General features: G+C 61.5%; 14 protein-coding genes. 5 read left to right on the forward strand and 9 right to left on the reverse strand.

Annotation, left to right across the window (positions count from 1 at the left end):
• Positions 1-73: 73 nt before the first annotated feature.
• The 9 genes from C6Y56_RS21840 to edd all read right to left on the reverse strand — a co-directional run bounded on the left by C6Y56_RS21840 (position 74) and on the right by edd (position 10,990).
• Positions 74-1,234, reverse strand: coding sequence for an ABC transporter ATP-binding protein (locus C6Y56_RS21840; protein ID WP_085709655.1), 1,161 nt, complete (start codon positions 1,232-1,234; stop codon positions 74-76).
• A 2-nt stretch (positions 1,235-1,236) separates the two neighbouring features.
• Positions 1,237-2,082 carry a carbohydrate ABC transporter permease gene (locus C6Y56_RS21845; RefSeq protein WP_169431599.1) on the reverse strand — a complete coding sequence of 282 codons (846 nt, stop codon included), beginning with the start codon at positions 2,080-2,082 and terminating at the stop codon, positions 1,237-1,239.
• Positions 2,075-2,983, reverse strand: a complete 909-nt coding sequence (locus C6Y56_RS21850; protein ID WP_085697145.1) for a carbohydrate ABC transporter permease — start codon at positions 2,981-2,983, stop codon at positions 2,075-2,077. Before C6Y56_RS21850 ends, C6Y56_RS21845 begins: the two co-directional genes overlap by 8 nt.
• Before the next feature lie 93 nt (positions 2,984-3,076).
• A complete protein-coding gene (locus C6Y56_RS21855) occupies positions 3,077-4,378 on the reverse strand; it encodes an ABC transporter substrate-binding protein (RefSeq protein WP_169431600.1) in 1,302 nt (433 codons plus the stop codon).
• A 118-nt stretch (positions 4,379-4,496) separates the two neighbouring features.
• Entirely contained in the window at positions 4,497-5,756 is a 1,260-nt protein-coding gene (locus C6Y56_RS21860; protein WP_169431601.1) for an AGE family epimerase/isomerase, read from the reverse strand.
• Positions 5,757-5,860: 104 nt separating this feature from the next.
• Positions 5,861-7,288: an ATP-binding protein gene (locus C6Y56_RS21865; RefSeq protein WP_169432689.1), complete on the reverse strand. Its 1,428-nt coding sequence runs from the start codon at positions 7,286-7,288 to the stop codon at positions 5,861-5,863.
• Between the two features lie 31 nt (positions 7,289-7,319).
• The gene (locus C6Y56_RS21870) at positions 7,320-8,051 is read right to left on the reverse strand and encodes a response regulator (protein ID WP_025112821.1); all 732 of its coding nucleotides are present in this window, start codon (positions 8,049-8,051) and stop codon (positions 7,320-7,322) included.
• Between the two features lie 165 nt (positions 8,052-8,216).
• The gene (locus C6Y56_RS21875; RefSeq protein WP_169431602.1) at positions 8,217-9,167 is read right to left on the reverse strand and encodes a glucokinase; all 951 of its coding nucleotides are present in this window, start codon (positions 9,165-9,167) and stop codon (positions 8,217-8,219) included.
• Positions 9,164-10,990 (reverse strand): phosphogluconate dehydratase, encoded by a 1,827-nt coding sequence (gene edd, locus C6Y56_RS21880; protein WP_085606582.1) that lies wholly within the window; start codon positions 10,988-10,990, stop codon positions 9,164-9,166. The genes C6Y56_RS21875 and edd overlap by 4 nt, the downstream gene beginning before the upstream one ends.
• A 221-nt stretch (positions 10,991-11,211) precedes the next feature.
• Here edd and gap point away from each other — a divergent pair, with 221 nt between their 5' ends.
• The 5 genes from gap to C6Y56_RS21905 all read left to right on the forward strand — a co-directional run bounded on the left by gap (position 11,212) and on the right by C6Y56_RS21905 (position 17,423).
• On the forward strand, positions 11,212-12,213 hold the full coding sequence (gap, locus tag C6Y56_RS21885) for a type I glyceraldehyde-3-phosphate dehydrogenase (protein ID WP_007951174.1): 1,002 nt from the start codon (positions 11,212-11,214) through the stop codon (positions 12,211-12,213).
• A gap of 189 nt (positions 12,214-12,402) precedes the next feature.
• Positions 12,403-12,921 (forward strand): RNA polymerase sigma factor, encoded by a 519-nt coding sequence (locus C6Y56_RS21890; RefSeq protein WP_169431603.1) that lies wholly within the window; start codon positions 12,403-12,405, stop codon positions 12,919-12,921.
• A gap of 121 nt (positions 12,922-13,042) precedes the next feature.
• On the forward strand, positions 13,043-14,008 hold the full coding sequence (locus C6Y56_RS21895; protein WP_169431604.1) for a FecR family protein: 966 nt from the start codon (positions 13,043-13,045) through the stop codon (positions 14,006-14,008).
• A 122-nt stretch (positions 14,009-14,130) separates the two neighbouring features.
• Positions 14,131-16,716: a TonB-dependent receptor gene (locus C6Y56_RS21900; RefSeq protein WP_169431605.1), complete on the forward strand. Its 2,586-nt coding sequence runs from the start codon at positions 14,131-14,133 to the stop codon at positions 16,714-16,716.
• A gap of 110 nt (positions 16,717-16,826) precedes the next feature.
• Entirely contained in the window at positions 16,827-17,423 is a 597-nt protein-coding gene (locus C6Y56_RS21905; protein ID WP_169431606.1) for a biliverdin-producing heme oxygenase, read from the forward strand.
• Positions 17,424-17,427: the final 4 nt, after the last annotated feature.

Consider the following 17,427-nt stretch of genomic DNA (forward strand, 5'->3'; position numbering starts at 1 on the left):
TTATTAACTGTTTTTTTCCAACGCGGTTTACATCCCCTGGGGAAATGGGCGTGCCCACTCCCCCATTGATTTCTTACCGACCTTTGAACTGCGCGACGTTGGCGCTGTGCGCTTCAGTCTTCGGCAGCCCCGCAACCCCCAGGCGCTCCCCGCTCTTGGCGTCGAACAGCAGCACTTTCGACGGATCGAATTGCAGGGTCAGGGTCTCGCCCACCTGCGGCGCCACGTCCGGCGCCAGTCGGCAGCAGACCTTGGTGTCGTTGAGGTTGACGAACACCAGGGTGTCCGGACCGGTCGGCTCGGTGACCTGCACTTCGGCCTTGATGCTCGGCAGGCCGTTGCCCTCGCCGTTCGCCAGCGCGATCTGCTCAGGGCGCAGGCCGAGGATCACTTCGCGGTCTTCAAGACCGGCGTCCTGCATCGCCATCGGCAGCTCGCAACGGGCCTGGCCGCTGTCGAGCAACGCGACCAGACGGCCGTCCTTGCGTTGCAGGCGCAGCGGGATGAAGTTCATCGGCGGCGAACCGATGAAGCTCGCCACGAACAGGTTGGCCGGGTCGTTGTAGATCTCTTTCGGCGTACCGAACTGCTGGATGATGCCGTCCTTCATCACCGCCACCTTGTCGCCCAGGGTCATCGCTTCGATCTGGTCGTGGGTCACGTAGACCGTGGTGGTTTTCAGGCGCTGGTGCATCAGTTTCATTTCGGTGCGCATCTCGACGCGCAACTTGGCGTCGAGGTTGGACAGCGGTTCGTCGAACAGATAGATCTTCGGTCGGCGCGCCAGTGCACGGCCCATCGCCACGCGCTGTTGCTGACCACCGGAGAGCTGGCCCGGCTTGCGATTGAGCAGGTGCTCGATCTGCAGCAGCTTGGCCACGCGGGCGACCTCCTCGTCGATGGCCGACTGGCTCATCTTGCGGATCTTCAGACCGAACTCGATGTTCTCGCGCACGCTCATGGTCGGGTACAGCGCGTAGGACTGGAACACCATGGCGATGTCGCGATCTTTCGGGCTCATGCCGCTGACGTCCTGGTCACCGATCATGATCGCGCCGCCGGTGATGGTTTCCAGGCCGGCGATGCAGTTCATCAGGGTCGACTTGCCGCAGCCCGAAGGCCCGACGAGGATCAGGAACTCACCGTCCTTGATCGACAGTTCGATGTTCTTCAGGGTGTCCGGCAGGCCGGCACCGTAGGTCTTGTTTACATTGCGAAGTTCGAGCGTAGCCATGATTACCCCTTGACTGCGCCGGCCGTCAGCCCGCGCACGAAATACTTGCCTGCGACCACATAGACCAGCAGGGTCGGCAGCCCGGCGATCATCGCCGCCGCCATGTCCACGTTGTATTCCTTGGCCCCGGTGCTGGTGTTGACCAGGTTGTTCAGCGCCACCGTGATCGGTTGCGAATCACCGCTGGAGAACACCACGCCGAACAGGAAGTCGTTCCAGATCTGGGTGAACTGCCAGATCAGGCAAACCATGATGATCGGGGTCGACATCGGCAGGATGATCCGGCGGAAGATGGTGAAGAACCCTGCACCGTCCAGGCGCGCCGCCTTGATCAGCGCATCCGGAATACTCACGTAGTAGTTACGGAAGAACAGCGTGGTGAACGCCAGACCGTAAACCACATGGATGAACACCAGGCCGGTAGTGGTGCTCGCCAGACCCATCTTGCCGAGGGTGAACGACGCCGGCAGCAGCACGGTCTGGAACGGCAGGAAGCAGCCGAACAACAGCAGGCCGAAGAACAGCTGCGAACCGCGGAAGCGCCAGAACGACAGCACGTAGCCGTTCAACGCACCGATGGCGGTGGAGATGATCACGGCCGGCACGGTGATCTTGATCGAGTTCCAGAAGTAGCCATCGACGGTCGCCCAGGCTTTCACCCAGCCGATGCCGCTGACCACGGTCGGCCAGCTCAGCAGGTTGCCGGTGGAGATGTCTTCCGGGGTCTTGAAGCTGGTCAGCAGCATGACCACCAGCGGTACCAGATACAGCAGGACCGCGAGGATCAGCACCACGTAGATCGCGATGCGACTCAGGCTGATGGCCGGTTTGGAGGCGAGACTAGTCATGACGCTTGGTCCTCAGCTCGGAGTACAGGTAAGGCACGATGATCGCGAGGATCGCACCGAGCATCAGGATTGCACTGGCCGAGCCCATGCCCATCTGCCCACGACTGAACGTGAACGAGTACATGAACATTGCCGGCAAATCGGACGAATAACCCGGGCCGCCGGCCGTCATAGCCGCCACCAGGTCGAAGCTCTTGATCGCGATGTGCGCCAGGATCATCACTGCACTGAAAAACACCGGACGCAGGCTTGGCAGCACCACTTTCCAGTAAATGCGCGGCATGCTCGCGCCGTCGATCTGGGCGGCACGGATGATCGACTGATCAACGCCACGCAGGCCGGCGAGGAACATCGCCATGATGAAGCCCGAGGCTTGCCAGACCGCCGCGATCACCAGGCAATACACCACGCGATCCGGGTCGATCAGCCAGTCGAGACGGAAGCCTTCCCAACCCCAGTCCCGCAGCAATTTGTCCAGGCCCATGCCCGGGTTGAGCAGCCATTTCCACGCAGTACCGGTGACGATCATCGAGAGCGCCATCGGGTACAGGTAAATGGTGCGGATAAAGCCTTCGCGGCGGATTTTCTGGTCGAGGAAAATCGCCAGCGTCACGCCGATCACCAGGGTAATGCCGATGAACATGCCGCCGAACACGGCCAGGTTCTTGCTCGCCACCCACCAGCGGTCGTTGTCGAACAGCCGCGCGTATTGCGCCAGGCCTGCCCACTTGTAGTTCGGCAGGAAGGTCGACGTAGTGAACGACAGGACAAACGTCCAGAGGATATAGCCATAGAAGCCCACCAGAACGATGAACATGCTCGGCGCCAGCACCAGTTTCGGTAGCCAGCGCTGCAGTGCGTCGAACGGCGAGGCCTTGCTGAACACAGCAACAGAACTCATGGGAAGATCCAGTAAAAAAGATGAGGGACCGCTGCAAGCTGCAGGCTTCAGGCCGATGCGCGACTTGAAGCCTGCAGCTGCTCTACGCTGGTGTTACTTGGCAGCCTTGATGGCGGTACCGAGTTTCTTCGCAGCGTCAGCCGGGTCGGCTTTCGGGTCGTTGATGAAGTTGGTCACGACATCAAAGAACGCACCCTGCACCGCCAGCGTGGTCGCCATGTTGTGCGCCATGCTCGGTTGCAGACCGCCGTTCTTGGCGTCTGCCAGGAAGTCCTTGGCAGCGGTCTGCGCGCAGGAGTCGAAACCGTACTTGCCCATGTCGGCGAGCATGTCGTTACGCACCGGGATCGAGCCCTTGTTGATGCTGAAGACTTTCTGGAAGTTTTCACCCAGCACGACTTTGGCGATGTCCTGCTGACCGGCCGCGGTGCCCGCGTCCTTCTGCTTGAACACGGCCAGCGAGTCGATGTTGTAGGTGAACGCCTTGTCGGTGCCCGGGAAGGCTACGCACTCGTAATCCTTGCCGGCGACTTTCTTGGCGGCGGTCCATTCGGACTTGGCCCAGTCACCCATGATCTGCATGCCGGCCTTGCCGTTGATGACCTTGGCCGCTTCCAGATTCCAGTCCTGGCCTTTGCCGTCCTGGTCCATGTAGGTCGCGACTTTCTTCAGTTCGGTCAGGGCCTTGACCATTTCCGGGCCGGTCAGGGCAGCGTTGTCCAGGTCGACCAGGGCTTTCTTGTAACCATCAACGCCCATCACCGACAGCACGACCGCTTCGAACACGGTGCTGTCCTGCCATGGCTGACCGCCGTGGGCCAGCGGGATGAAGCCCGCCGCTTTCAGCTTGTCGCCGGCGGCGTAGAATTCTGCGAGGGTGGTCGGGGCTTTTTCGATACCGGCTTTCTTGAAGACTTCCGGGTTGATCCACAGCCAGTTCACGCGGTGAATGTTCACCGGCACGGCCACGTAATCACCTTCGAACTTCACGGTGTCGGAGACTTTCTTGTCGAGCAGGCTGTCCCACTTCTCGGACTTGGAAACGTCTTTCAGGACGTCAGTGTCGAGCAGACCGGTCGACGCCCATTCCTGGATGTCCGGGCCTTTGATCTGAGCAACGCCCGGCGGGTTGCCGGCTACCGCACGGCTTTTCAACACGGTCATGGCAGTCGCACCGCCACCGCCGGCGACAGCGCCGTCTTTCCAGGTGAAACCGTCTTTCTCGACTTGTGCCTTGAGCACATCGACGGCAGCTTTTTCGCCACCGGACGTCCACCAATGCACGACTTCCACCGAACCTTTGGATTCGGCAGCGGAAACACTCAGGGGCAGCACAGCGAGCGGGAACAGGGAGGCGACAGAAATGACAGTAGCGAGGCGAGAAATCGCATTCATCTGAGATGTACCTTTCTTGTTGTTATGCATGCAAGTCTGGTGCTTGCGCTGCACACGAGTTTAAACAGAGCGTTTCCCCCCGCAGGTAACGAAGGGACGCGCGAATGTCACCACATGGTTACACAGGAACGCTTCGGGACAGTTGTGCCAGAGCACTGGCCATGCTCGGCGCCAGCGGCAGACGCGGAATCAGCACGGCCTGCCAGGCGTGGTACAGATCCGGTTTGCCCGCCCAGATATCGGCACTTGGACGGTTTTGCGGATCCAGTTCGTGATGCCAGCTGCCGTCGCAGCGGTCGATAAAATGCGTATCGCAAAATTCCCAGAACAGGCGATACCAGCTTTCGTATTGCGCATCGCCGGTGCGTTTGAGCAAGGCACTGGCGGCAGCGCTGGCCTCTGCGTGGGTCCAGTGCAGGCGATGGCGAACCACGGCCTTGTTGTCCCAGTCGAGGGTGTAGACGATGCCCGGCGCACCATCGACGTCCCAGCCATGGCGGCAGTTTTGTTCGAACAGCTTTTGCGCATCAGTGGCCAGCCAGCCGGGCGTGAGCATGCCGGCCTGGACCCGCGCCGCTTCGAGGTGCAGCAACAGCCGCGCCCACTCGAAGCCGTGGCCCGGCGTGGTGCCGTACGGGCGGAAACCGTCGGCGGGATTGTCATGATTGTATTCGCGCAACGGTTGCCAGCTTCGGTCGAAATGCTCGACCACCAGGTAATCGTTGGCGGCGGCGTGACCGTGGATCACCCGCTCGACGATGCGTTGCGCACGCACCAGCCAGCGCGGGTCTTCGGTGACATCGGCCAGCGCAAGGAACGCTTCGGTGGCGTGCATGTTGCTGTTGGCGCCGCGATAGGCTTCTTCTTCGCGCCAGTCGCGGTTGAAGAATTCGCGCATGGCGCCCTCTTCTTCGCTCCAGAAATACGTGTCGATGATGTCGATGGCGTCATCCAGCAACGCCTGCGCGCCGGGACGCTGGGCGACCACGGCGGAACTCGCCGCGAGGGCAACGAAAGCATGCAGATAAGCGTTCTTGCCGGTGTTGCCGTCACGGTGTTCGGCGACAGCGAACCAGCCGCCGTGCAGCGCATCGCGCAACGGACCGCGCAGGGCCGCAATGCCGTGATCGACCAGCTCGGCGAATCCTGGCAGACCCTGAATGTGGGCCATGGCGAAGCTGTGGGTCATGCGCGCAGTGTTCATGGTTTCGGCTTGCGCGCCGGCCTGGAGCTGGCCGCGCTCATCGAGATTGCCAAAGCCTTCGGGCAGTCGCGAAGCCTTGGCAAATGCCAGCAGGCGCAGGCCTTCGTCGGCGAGCCATTGCTGGTGGGCAGGAGCATTCAGCCAACTGCTGAAGCCCGGATTGAAGTGATCCATGGGTGGCCTTTTTTGTTGTTATGACTGCGGGCAGTCTAAACAACGGGCCGGGGACGGCTTGTAACGAAGGAGGCGGTTTTTGTCACCAGTCGGTGACATTAAGATCAATCCGCCGAACGCGGCAATTGCAGGGTCACACGCAATCCGCCTTCACGAAGATTCTGCAACGTCACCTCACCGCCATGGCTATGAGCAATGTTGCGGGCGATCCCCAAACCGAGACCGTATCCTTGCTGCTGCCCCGCCAACCGGAAGTGCGGTTCGAACACCTGCTCCAGCCGCTGCTCCGGGACGCCCGGGCCTTCGTCATCAACGTGCAGGACAAACGCACTCTCGTCATCATCGATATGCAGATGGGCGTTCTGTCCGTACTTCAGCGCATTGTCGATCAAGTTGCCGATGCAGCGCTTGAGCGCCAGTGGCTTGCCCGGATACGGCGCCAGCGCCCGCCCCTGCTGGGTCACGCGGCCATTGCCGTTGGGCGCCAGATACGGCTCCACCAGACAGTCGAGCACATGATTGAGATCCACCGGCTCGATGTTTTCGTGGATATCGGTGTCCTTCACGCATTGCAGCGCGCCTTTGACCAGCAGCTCCAGCTCATCCAGATCGCGGCCGAACTTGGTTTGCAGCTGTTCGTCTTCCAGCAGTTCGACCCGCAGACGCAGACGAGTGATCGGCGTGCGCAGGTCATGGGAAATCGCGCTGAACAACTGACTGCGCTCGGTCAGGTAACGGCTGATGCGCTCGCGCATGGTGTTGAAGGCGCGCCCCACCTCCACCACTTCGCTGCCGCCGCCCTCGGCCACCGGCTCGACGTCGGCGCCCAGCGACAAGTCCCGCGCAGCACGCGCCAGACGCTTGAGCGGCCGGCTCTGCCAGTGCACCAGCAGGCCGATGAACAACAACAGAAAACCGCTGGTGAAGACGATGAACCACACCTGCTGGGTCGGCAGGCCTTGTTCTTCAAGACTGGTGTAGGGCTCGGGCAGCAGCGAGGCGATGTACAGCCACTCACCGGGCGCCAACTGGATCTGGGTCACCAGCACCGGTGGATTCACCGGCTCCAGGGTCAGCGCGTAATGCGCCCAAGAGCGCGGCAGCTCATCGAGTTTCAACCCGGCGTTGAAGATCCGTAAGTCATCGGGGCTGACGAAGGTCACCAGGATGTCGGTGTCCTGGCCCAGCGACTGGCGCAACACTTCATCCACCGCTTTCAACACCGCTGCCTTGCGCGGCGTTACCGGCAGCACTTCCATGCCCAGCGGTTTGTCATTCAGCGTCACCACAAAACGCGTGCCGCCCATGCTGCGCAATTGGTCGAGCACCAGCGGCCGATAAGCCACCGGCAACGAGCGGAAATAACTGACGCTGGCCGTCATCGAATGGGCAAGGCTGCGGGCGCTGGTGACCAGGCCTTCGAGCTGGGTCGCACGCAATTGGGACACCCAGATCACGCTGGACAGCGTCTGGGCGAACAACACCGCGAGCAACGTCAGCAGCAACATCCGGCCGAGCAGCGAACGCGGCATCGGCACTTTGCGCGCGGTGGTGCGCAGGAACTCAGTGACCATTGCCGGCAACCACATTGGCTGCCAGCTGGTAGCCGCTGCCGCGCACGGTGCGGATCAGTCGCGGCGGTTTTTCGGTGTCGCGCAGACGCTGACGCAAGCGGCTGACGGCCATGTCAACGATGCGATCAAGGGGCATCAGGTCGCGGCCACGGGTGGCGTTGCCGATGGTGTCGCGGTCGAGGATTTCCTGAGGGTGATCGAGGAACAGCTTCAACAGGGCGAAGTCGGCGCCGGACAGAATCACTTCCTCGCCGTCGGTGTGAAACAGCCGATGGCTGACCATGTCCAGCCGCCATTCATCGAACGCCAACACTTCGCTGCCGCTGCGTTCCTGGCCGAACTGGGCGCGGCGCAGCAGGGCCTTGATCCGGGCTTGCAGTTCGCGGGGGCTGAAAGGTTTGCCGAGGTAGTCGTCGGCGCCGAGCTCCAGACCGATGACCCGGTCAGCTTCGTCGGAACTGGCGGTGAGCATGATGATCGGCACCTGGGCCTGACGCGGATGCTGACGCACCCAGCGGCACAGGCTGAAGCCGTCTTCATCGGGCAGCATCACGTCAAGAATCACCAGATCGCTCGGCGCCTCGTTCAGCGCCTGGCGGAAACTGGCGCCGTCGGCCGTGGCCCGTACCTGAAAACCCGCGCGGGTCAGGTAGGTTTCCAGCAACTCGCGTATCTCCTGGTCGTCATCGACCAACAAAATCGACTTGTTGACTGAACTCACTTCGAAGGCATCCTTGTTGTTGGAATTGGGCGGATTATGCCTGATGAACCTTGGAGATTTGTTGTCTGTTCTGGCCTCATCGCTGGCAAGCCAGCTCCCACAAGGGTATGTGCCGTTCACAAAACCTGTGGGAGCTGGCTTGCCAGCGATGAAAGCGACTCGGTTTCAAGCCTGTTCGAGCGCCACGCCTGCACCGACGAGACCGGAATACGGCGCCGTCACCAGCCACACCGGAATCCCCTTGAAGTAATCGCTCATGCAGCCCTTGTCGGCAAAGCTGCGGGCGAAACCGCTTTCGAGGAAGAAATCCGCAAAGCGCGGGATCACGCCGCCAACGATATAAACCCCACCGCGACCGCCAGTGGTCAGCACGTTGTTGCCGGCCACGCGACCGAGCCAGCAGCAAAACTGCTCCAGCACTTCCAGGGCAATCGGGTCGCCTGCGAGGCCCGCCGCAGTGATCGCTTCCGGCGTATCCAGCTTGGGTTCATGGCCATCCACGGCGCAGATCGCTCGGTACACCCGAGGCAAGCCACCACCGCTCAATGCGGTTTCCGCACTGACGTGGCCGATTTCGTTGTGGATGTGCTGCCACAATTGGGTTTCACGCACACTGCCCAGCGGCAGATCGACATGTCCCCCCTCCCCCGGCAACGCAGCAAACCGGCCTTCGCCCAGATCGAGCAACGTGCCGACGCCCAGGCCTGTGCCCGGGCCGATCACCACCGCCGGACGCAACGGCTCAGGCGTCCCTTCACAGACCACGCGGAATTCACCGGGCTGCAAACGGGTCATGCCCAGCGCCATGGCGGAGAAGTCGTTGATCAACAACAACTGCTCGACCTGCAACGCCTGGCAGAACGCCTTGCGATTCAGGCGCCAGTGGTTGTTGGTGAACTTGAATTCGTCGCCACTGACAGGACCTGCCACCGACAGGCACACCGAACCGATGGCGCCCGGCGCCAGGCCGAGCCCGCTCAGGTAGAGGCTGATCGCCTCTTCCGGGCTGGCATGGTCGGCCGTGGCCAGCACCTGCACCGATTCAAGCTGCTGATCTTTCCACAACGCGAACCGCGCGTTGGTGCCTCCGATATCACCGACCAAAGCCAGTTTCAATTAAGCGTCTCCAGGGCAGAAGTGAAGGCGCTGGCGCCCTGCTCCGCCGAGCTGAAGGCCAAACGCATGAAGCCAAACAGTTCGCGCCCGCTGCCGATGTTGTTGCCCAACAGGCCTTTGGCGGGTTCGCGCGCTGCGAATTCGGCGGCGTCGACCTTGAGTTCCAAAGTGCCTTTGACGCCATCGACGCGGATGATATCGCCCTCTTGCACGCGCGCCAAAGCACCGCCCACATAAGCTTCCGGGCTGACATGAATGGCCGCCGGGATTTTCCCCGAGGCGCCGGACATGCGCCCGTCCGTCACCAGTGCAACTTTGAAGCCGCGGTCCTGCAGCACGCCGAGGAACGGCGTCATCTTGTGCAGTTCCGGCATGCCATTGGAGCGCGGGCCCTGGAAGCGCATCACCGCAACGAAATCCTTCTCCAGCAAACCGGCCTTGAAGGCGTCGGCCAGGTCCTGTTGATCCTGGAACACCATGGCCGGTGCTTCGACGATCTGGTTTTCCAGTGCCACGGCGGACACCTTCATCACGCCACGACCGAGGTTGCCTTCCATCACCCGCAATCCGCCCTCTGCCGAGAACGCACGAGCCACCGGACGCAGGATGTTTTCGTCGAGGCTGTCGGTCGGGCCTTCGCGCCACACCAGTTTGCCGTTATCCAGGAAAGGTTCCTTGGTGTACTGGCTCAAGCCGTGGCCGAGCACGGTGTTGACGTCTTCGTGCAGCAGGCCGGCTTCGAGCAGTTCGCGGATCAGGAACGACATGCCGCCCGCCGCCTGGAAGTGGTTGATGTCAGCCTTGCCGTTCGGATAAACGTGGCTCAGGGTCGGCACGACTTCGGAGAGGTCGGCCATGTCCTGCCAGGTCAGTTGAATGCCCGCCGCCATGGCGATGGCCGGCATGTGCAGGGTGTGGTTGGTCGAGCCGCCGGTGGCATGCAGCGCGACGATCGAGTTGACCAGCGCCTTCTCGTCGACGATTTCGCCAATCGGCATGAAGTTGCCATTCTGCTTGGTCAGGCGCGTGACCTGATGCGCGGCTTCGCGGGTCAGGGCGTCACGCAGCGGCGTGTTCGGGTTGACGAAAGAGGCGCCCGGCAAGTGCAGGCCCATGACTTCCATCAGCAACTGGTTGGTGTTGGCGGTGCCATAGAACGTGCAGGTGCCCGGGCTGTGGTAGGACTTCATTTCCGACTCCAGCAGCTCTTCGCGGGTCGCCTTGCCTTCGGCGTACTTCTGCCGCACGTCGGCTTTTTCCTTGTTGGAAATCCCCGAGACCATCGGCCCGCCCGGCACGAAAATCGTCGGCAGGTGACCGAAACGCAGCGACCCCATCATCAGGCCCGGCACGATCTTGTCGCAGATGCCGAGCATCAGCGCGCCGTCGAACATGTTGTGCGACAGCGCCACTGCCGTCGACATCGCGATCACTTCGCGGCTCGGCAGGCTCAGCTCCATGCCCGGCTCGCCCTGGGTCACGCCGTCGCACATGGCAGGCGTACCGCCGGCGAACTGGCCGACCGAGCCGATTTCGCGCAGGGCGTTCTTGATCTGTTCAGGGAAGACTTCGTACGGCTGGTGCGCCGAGAGCATGTCGTTATATGACGAAACAATGGCGATGTTCGCCGAGTTCATCATCCGCAGGCTGTGCTTGTCTTCGCTGCCGCATCCGGCCACACCGTGGGCGAAGTTTGCGCATTGCAGCTTGCCGCGCATCGGCCCGTCGGTTGCAGCGCCGCGAATCAGCGCAAGGTAAGCCTGACGCGTGGCGCGGCTGCGGGCGATAAGCCGTTCGGTGACCTCAAGAACGCGGGGATGCATGTGTAGAACTCCAGGCTAACGGATGTGGCGACCTGATTGTCTATGCTGACCAAAGCGCCCGCACGTGTGGGATGACGGGCGGTTTCCTTGACCATTCGGACCAGTTGATTCAGGTCACTCGTTGTAGATAAAACAAAATATTGCCACTAAAAAGGCTTGTTTTCTATTTTTATGCGAATAATCTTGTAATTCCAACAACAAAACGACGGCGGCGCTGTTCAATGACTCTTCGAATCGCAATCAATGGTTTTGGCCGCATCGGCCGTAATGTCCTGCGCGCACTGTATACCCAAGGCTATCGTCAGGATTTGCAGATCGTCGCCATCAACGATCTGGGCGACAGCGCGATCAATGCGCATCTGCTCAAGTACGACACCGTTCATGGCACGTTCGACGCCGAAGTTGCCCATGACAACGAGAGCCTGACCGTCAACGGCGACCGCATTTCGGTCAGCGCCATCCGCAACCCGGCCGACCTGCCATGGGCCGCGGAAAAGATCGATGTGGTGTTCGAATGCACCGGTCTGTTCACCGACCGGGCCAAAGCCGCCGCGCATATTACCGCCGGCGCACGCAAAGTGATCATCTCGGCCCCGGCCAAAGGCGCCGATGCCACCGTCGTTTATGGCGTGAACCACGACATTCTGCGCCAGTCGCACCAGATCATTTCCAACGCCTCGTGCACCACCAACTGCCTGGCCCCGGTGGCCCAGGTGCTGCACCGCGAACTGGGCATCGAAAGCGGTCTGATGACCACCATCCACGCCTACACCAACGACCAGAACCTGACCGACGTCTATCACACCGACCCGTACCGCGCCCGCTCCGCCACCCAGAACATGATCCCGAGCAAGACCGGCGCCGCCGAAGCCGTGGGCCTGGTGCTGCCGGAACTGGCGGGCAAGCTGACCGGCATGGCCGTGCGCGTGCCGGTGATCAATGTGTCGCTGGTTGACCTGACCGTGCAGTTGAAGCGCGAAGCCTCGGCCGATGAAGTCAATGCACTGATGAAAGCGGCGAGCCAGCATTCGAAGATCCTCGGCTACAACACCCTGCCGCTGGTATCGAGCGACTTCAACCACAACCCGCTGTCGTCGATCTTCGATGCCAACCACACCAAATCCAGCGGCAAACTGCTGAAAGTGCTGGCCTGGTACGACAACGAGTGGGGCTTCTCCAACCGCATGCTCGATAACTGCCTGGCGCTGTGCAACGCGGAATAAAATGCCTACCCCCTGTGGGAGCGGGCTTGCTCGCGAATGCGGTGGGTCAGTCGACATATTTATTGCCTGACACGACGCTTTCGCGAGCAAGCCCGCTCCCACAGAGTTGATTTCAATCTGAAATCAACACTTGACCACTCGAGCGGATGATAAGCATTATCATTCGCTCGAAATGGATCAGGTCTTCCCGTGAGTCAATCACACTTCAACCACGTCTTCCTCGCCCAGCGCACGTCGCTGCTGCGGACCCTGGAACGGATGGTCAATAACCCCAGCACCGCCGAAGACCTGTTGCAGGAAACCTACCTGCGCGTCACCCGGGCGCTGAGCGAACGGGCCATCGATCACCTTGAACCCTTTGTCTTCCAGACCGCGCGCAACCTGGCGCTGGACCATTTGCGTGCGCGCAAGATTCACTCACGCACCATGGTCGACGACGTGCCGCAGGACGTGGTGCACAGCGTCGCCGCCCCCGCCAGCAGCGCCGAAGACGCCGCCCACGCCGAACAATTGCTGGAGCGCCTGAACGTGAGCCTCGCTGAACTCAGCCCCCGCCAACAGCAAATCTTCATCCTCAGCCGCCTGCACGGGCACAGTTATCAGGAAATCGCCGAAGAACTGAGCGTGTCCCTCAGCACGGTGCAGAAAGAACTCAAACTGATCATGACCATTTGCATCGGTGTCGCCGAACGCTTGAATGGCGACTGATGCTGTAGGTTTTTTGTAAGGGCCAGGATCGACTGCACTGATCATCGGGCTTTGTTACCCTTGCCCGACGTTTACGCTTCACTAAAAAACAGCCGTGCACAGACACTGCCGAGGAAACACCGTGACGGACATCCACCGCTCCCCTTCGCCTTCATCGGCGCAGGACGCCGCCAGCGCAATGGACCAGGCTCTGGACTGGCTCATCGTGCTCGGCAGTCCGGACGAGGAGCAGACCCGGCAATTCCATGCCTGGCTGGCGGCCGATCCGTTGAACGCCGAGGCGTTCGCCAAGGCCCAGGCAATCTGGGACGGCCCGCAGATCGCCCAGTGCGCGCAGAACCTTGCGGCCAAACCGAAGAAAGTCAGCATCCTCACTCGTTTGCGTCCGCACTGGAAACCACTGGCCACTGCCGCGGTGCTGCTGCTCGGCCTGTTCAACTTCAGCAACCTGCCGATGCGTTTGCAGGCCGATCACCTGACCGTGGTCGGCGAGCGTCAGCGCTTGCAGCTCGAGGACGGTTCGAAAGTCCTGCTCAACACCAATTCCGCGTTCTCCAGCACGATCAACGATCGGCAGCGGGTTGCGCGCCTGTATCAGGGCGAAGCGTTTTTCGAGATTCCGGCCAGCCGCAACCAGCCACTGGAAATCGACGCCGGCCCGGTGAAAGCCAGCGTGCGCGATACCGCATTCGCCGTACGTTATCTGGACGGCGTGGCGCAGGTGCGGGTGCAGCGTGGCGATGTCGATCTGCGGGCGACCCGTGACGATGCACGGGTGCGGCTGTCCGCCGGGGAAAGCATCCGCATCGGTCCAAACGGTTTCGACCGCCCGGCCAAGGTCGACGCCGCCACCGATCTGGCCTGGGTGCAAGGTCGGCTGATCTTCGAGAACTGCCCGCTGAATCAGGTGCTGGCCGAACTGCGCCGCTACTATCCGGGCTTCATCATCAACACCAACGAACAGTTGGCCGATGTTGCCGTCACCGGCAATTACCGTCTTGACCAGCCGCTGGACGTGGTGCGTTCGCTCGCTCACATCACCTCGGCCAAGCTTCGGGAATTCCCGGCGCTGGTGATCCTGAACTAAATGAGAATTATTTTTACTCGATAGCCAAAGCTCGTTCGTCTCGTTATAGCCAATGCAATTGATTCGCATCTCGCGAGATCAATCAGCACCTATAAAGATTCGTGCGACACGGAGCGCTATCGATGTCCTCACGCCTTACCCGCCAGACTTCTTCCCCTTCCCGCGTGCTGTCGCTGCTGACCGCCGCCATCCTGATGGCCGGCACCGCGCCGCTGATGGCCGCCCCCGAACAACCGGCGCGCAACATGGGCGATTACTCGTTCGCCATCGGCCAGCAGCCGCTGGTATCGGCGCTCAATGCGTTCACCGCTGTCACGGGCTGGCAGGTCGGTTTGCCGGCGGAACTGGGTCAAGACGTGTCGTCGCCGGGCGTGCGCGGTTCGCTGCCACCGGAAAAAGCCCTGGAGCGCCTGTTGGTGGGGACCAACCTGAGCTTCCGCAAACTGAGCAACAGCAACGTCGTGCTGGAAAAGCGCGCCAGCAGCGGCGCACTTAACCTCGATCAAGTGACCATCAGCGCCACCCGTCAGGAACAGTCGGTGAACAGCGTGCCCAGCACCGTCACCGTGCACACCCGCGAAGAACTCGACCGCAACAACGTCAACACCATCAAGGATCTGGTGCGCTACGAGCCGGGCGTGTCCGTCGGCGGCGCCGGCCAGCGCGGCGGGATCAGCGGCTACAACATTCGCGGCATCGACGGTGATCGCATCCTGACTCAGGTCGACGGCGTCGAAGTGCCGGACGGTTTCTTCAACGGCCCGTACGCCAAGACCCAGCGCAATTACGTTGACCCTGAAATCGTCAAACGTGTCGAAATCCTTCGCGGCCCGGCCTCGGTGCTGTACGGCAGCAACGCCATCGGCGGCGCCGTCAGCTACTACACCCTCGACCCGGACGACATCATCAAGCCCGGCAAAGACGTCGGCGCCCGCCTGAAAACCGGCTACAGCTCCGCCGACGAGAGCTGGCTGAAATCCGCCACCGTCGCCGGTCGCGCCGAGCAATTCGACGGTTTGCTGCATTACAGCCAGCGCGACGGTCATGAAACCGACTCCTACGGCAGCAACAACGGCACGGGCCTGGAGCGCACCGCCGCCAACCCGGAGGACGTGAAAGCGACCAACGTGCTGGCCAAGCTCGGCTGGAACTACAACGAAGGTTCGCGCCTGGGCCTGACCTACGAAAAGTACAAGGATGATCGCGACACCGATCAGAAAAGCGCTTACGGCGGCCCGTACTTCAACGGTGCCCCGACCATTCCGAACAGCGTGCTGCCCGGCGGCATGTACCAGTGGCGCACCGGCAACGACACCATCACCCGCGAGCGCTTCGGCCTGGAGCACAGCTTCGAGTTGAACAGCCTGCTGGCGGACAACGTGAAGTGGAGCCTCAACCACCAGACCGCCAAGACTGACCAGAGCACCGACGAGTTCTACTACCCGATGACCCGTAAAGTGCTGCGCACCCGCGACACGATCTACGAGGAAAAACAGTGGGTGTTCGATGCGCAACTGGACAAGGCCTTCGCCATCGGTGACACCGATCACGTGCTGACCTACGTCACCACGATCAAACAGCAGAAGGTCACCGGCTCGCGCAGCGGCGACGGCAAGTGCCTGGCAATCGGTCGCGGCTGCACCGCCATCGGCGCTACCAGTGCGGCCGACGTGCTGAAGAAGTCCAGCGACTTCCCGGACCCGACCATCAATACCTACAGCCTGTTCGCCCAGGATCAGATCAGCTGGAACAAATGGACCTTCCTGCCGGGCCTGCGCTACGACTACACCCAGCTCAAGCCGCACATCACCCAGGAGTTCCTCAACACCGTGGCCGCCGACGGCAACGGTACGGTCAGCGATGAGAACAAGACCTGGCATAAAGTCTCGCCGAAATTCGGCCTGACCTACGCCCTGACCGACAACTACACCTGGTACGGCCAGTACGCCGAAGGCTTCCGCACCCCGACCGCAAAAGCGCTGTACGGCCGCTTCGAGAACAGCACCACCGGCTACAACGTGGCGCCGAACCCGGACTTGGAACCGGAAAAAAGCAAAAGCTATGAAACCGGTCTGCGCGGCAACTTCGAGCAAGGCTCGTTCGACGTGGCGGTGTTCTATAACCAGTACCGCGATTTCATCAACGAAGACGCCGTCACCCCGGGATATAGCGAGCTGACGTTCCAATCCAGCAACATCAAGCACGCCACCATCAAGGGTGCTGAAGTCAAAGGTCGCCTGAACCTGGATTCCTTCGGCGCACCGCAAGGCCTGTACACCCAGGGTTCGATTGCCTATGCCTACGGTCGCAACAACGACAACGGCGAGCCGTTGAACAGCGTCAACCCGCTGACCGGCGTATTCGGCCTCGGTTACGACCAGGACAACTACGGCGGCTTGCTGAGCTGGACCGTGGTCAAGAAGAAGGATCGCGTTGACGACAGCAACTTCAAGTCGCCGGACGGCGTCAGCAGCCAGTTCAAGACTCCGGGCTTCGGCATTCTCGATCTGACCGGCTATTACAAAGTCACCGACGACGTCACCGTCAGCGGCGGCATCTACAACCTGACCGACAAGAAGTACTGGCTGTGGGATGACGTGCGCGGTTACGACAGCGTCGGCGAAGCCTCGGTGACACAACCGGCGAACCTCGATCGCCTGACCCAGCCGGGTCGCAACTTCGCGATCAATCTGGTCTGGGATATCTGATCCGGATGACCTCACGGCGCGTGTGCATTGCCGCGCCGTGAGTTTTTTTACTGTCCGGCGCTTGCCCGTACGTCTCGTTATCAAGCGCCTCTTCTTTTCAAGGACATCTCATGAGCACCCCGGAAAAAGCCCTGCGTTCGCAACGTCTGAACCAGATCACCCACGAGCCGCACAGCAAGCTCGATGCGCTGGTCAAGGCTCACGCGCCGTTCGAGACCCGTGCCAATTTCGCCCGTTTCGTGGTCGCGCAGTACCTGTTCCAGTCGGAACTGGTGTCGCTGTACAACGATGCCGAACTCACCGCCATCGTCCCTGACCTGCCGGCCCGCTGCCGCGCCGAAGCGGCCAGGGCCGATCTCGCGGTTCTGGACACCGAAGTGCCTGCACCCGTCGCCGGTGCGGTGAAAAACCCGAGCAAGGCCCGCGCCCTGGGCTGGATTTTCGTGTCGGAGGGTTCCAAGCTCGGCGCCGCGTTTCTGATCAAACGCGCCGTGGCGCTGGACCTGAGCGAAACCTTCGGCGCCCGTCACCTGGGCGAACCTGAAGGCGGTCGTGCCGAAGGCTGGAAGCGTTTTGTGCGTACCCTCGATTCGCTGCAATTCAGCGCTGAAGAGGAAGCCGAAGTGGAGCAAGGCGCGATCGATGCGTTCAACCGCTTCACGGTGCTGCTGGAACATGCTTACGCCACCGAAGCCGAACCGGCCTGATCCC

The organism is Pseudomonas fluorescens (assembly GCF_012974785.1).
GTDB lineage: Bacteria > Pseudomonadota > Gammaproteobacteria > Pseudomonadales > Pseudomonadaceae > Aquipseudomonas > Aquipseudomonas fluorescens_BT.

What these genes read in the sequence shown, in the direction of transcription:
- C6Y56_RS21845 (WP_169431599.1), bottom strand. Translation starts at nt 2,082, where the DNA reads ATGACTAGTCTCGCCTCCAAACCGGCCATCAGCCTGAGTCGCATCGCG.
- C6Y56_RS21850 (WP_085697145.1), bottom strand. Translation starts at nt 2,983, where the DNA reads ATGAGTTCTGTTGCTGTGTTCAGCAAGGCCTCGCCGTTCGACGCACTG.
- C6Y56_RS21860 (WP_169431601.1), bottom strand. Translation starts at nt 5,756, where the DNA reads ATGGATCACTTCAATCCGGGCTTCAGCAGTTGGCTGAATGCTCCTGCC.
- C6Y56_RS21900 (WP_169431605.1), top strand. Translation starts at nt 14,131, where the DNA reads ATGTCCTCACGCCTTACCCGCCAGACTTCTTCCCCTTCCCGCGTGCTG.
- gap (WP_007951174.1), top strand. Translation starts at nt 11,212, where the DNA reads ATGACTCTTCGAATCGCAATCAATGGTTTTGGCCGCATCGGCCGTAAT.
- edd (WP_085606582.1), bottom strand. Translation starts at nt 10,990, where the DNA reads ATGCATCCCCGCGTTCTTGAGGTCACCGAACGGCTTATCGCCCGCAGC.
- C6Y56_RS21855 (WP_169431600.1), bottom strand. Translation starts at nt 4,378, where the DNA reads ATGAATGCGATTTCTCGCCTCGCTACTGTCATTTCTGTCGCCTCCCTG.
- C6Y56_RS21905 (WP_169431606.1), top strand. Translation starts at nt 16,827, where the DNA reads ATGAGCACCCCGGAAAAAGCCCTGCGTTCGCAACGTCTGAACCAGATC.
- C6Y56_RS21840 (WP_085709655.1), bottom strand. Translation starts at nt 1,234, where the DNA reads ATGGCTACGCTCGAACTTCGCAATGTAAACAAGACCTACGGTGCCGGC.
- C6Y56_RS21865 (WP_169432689.1), bottom strand. Translation starts at nt 7,288, where the DNA reads ATGCCGCGTTCGCTGCTCGGCCGGATGTTGCTGCTGACGTTGCTCGCG.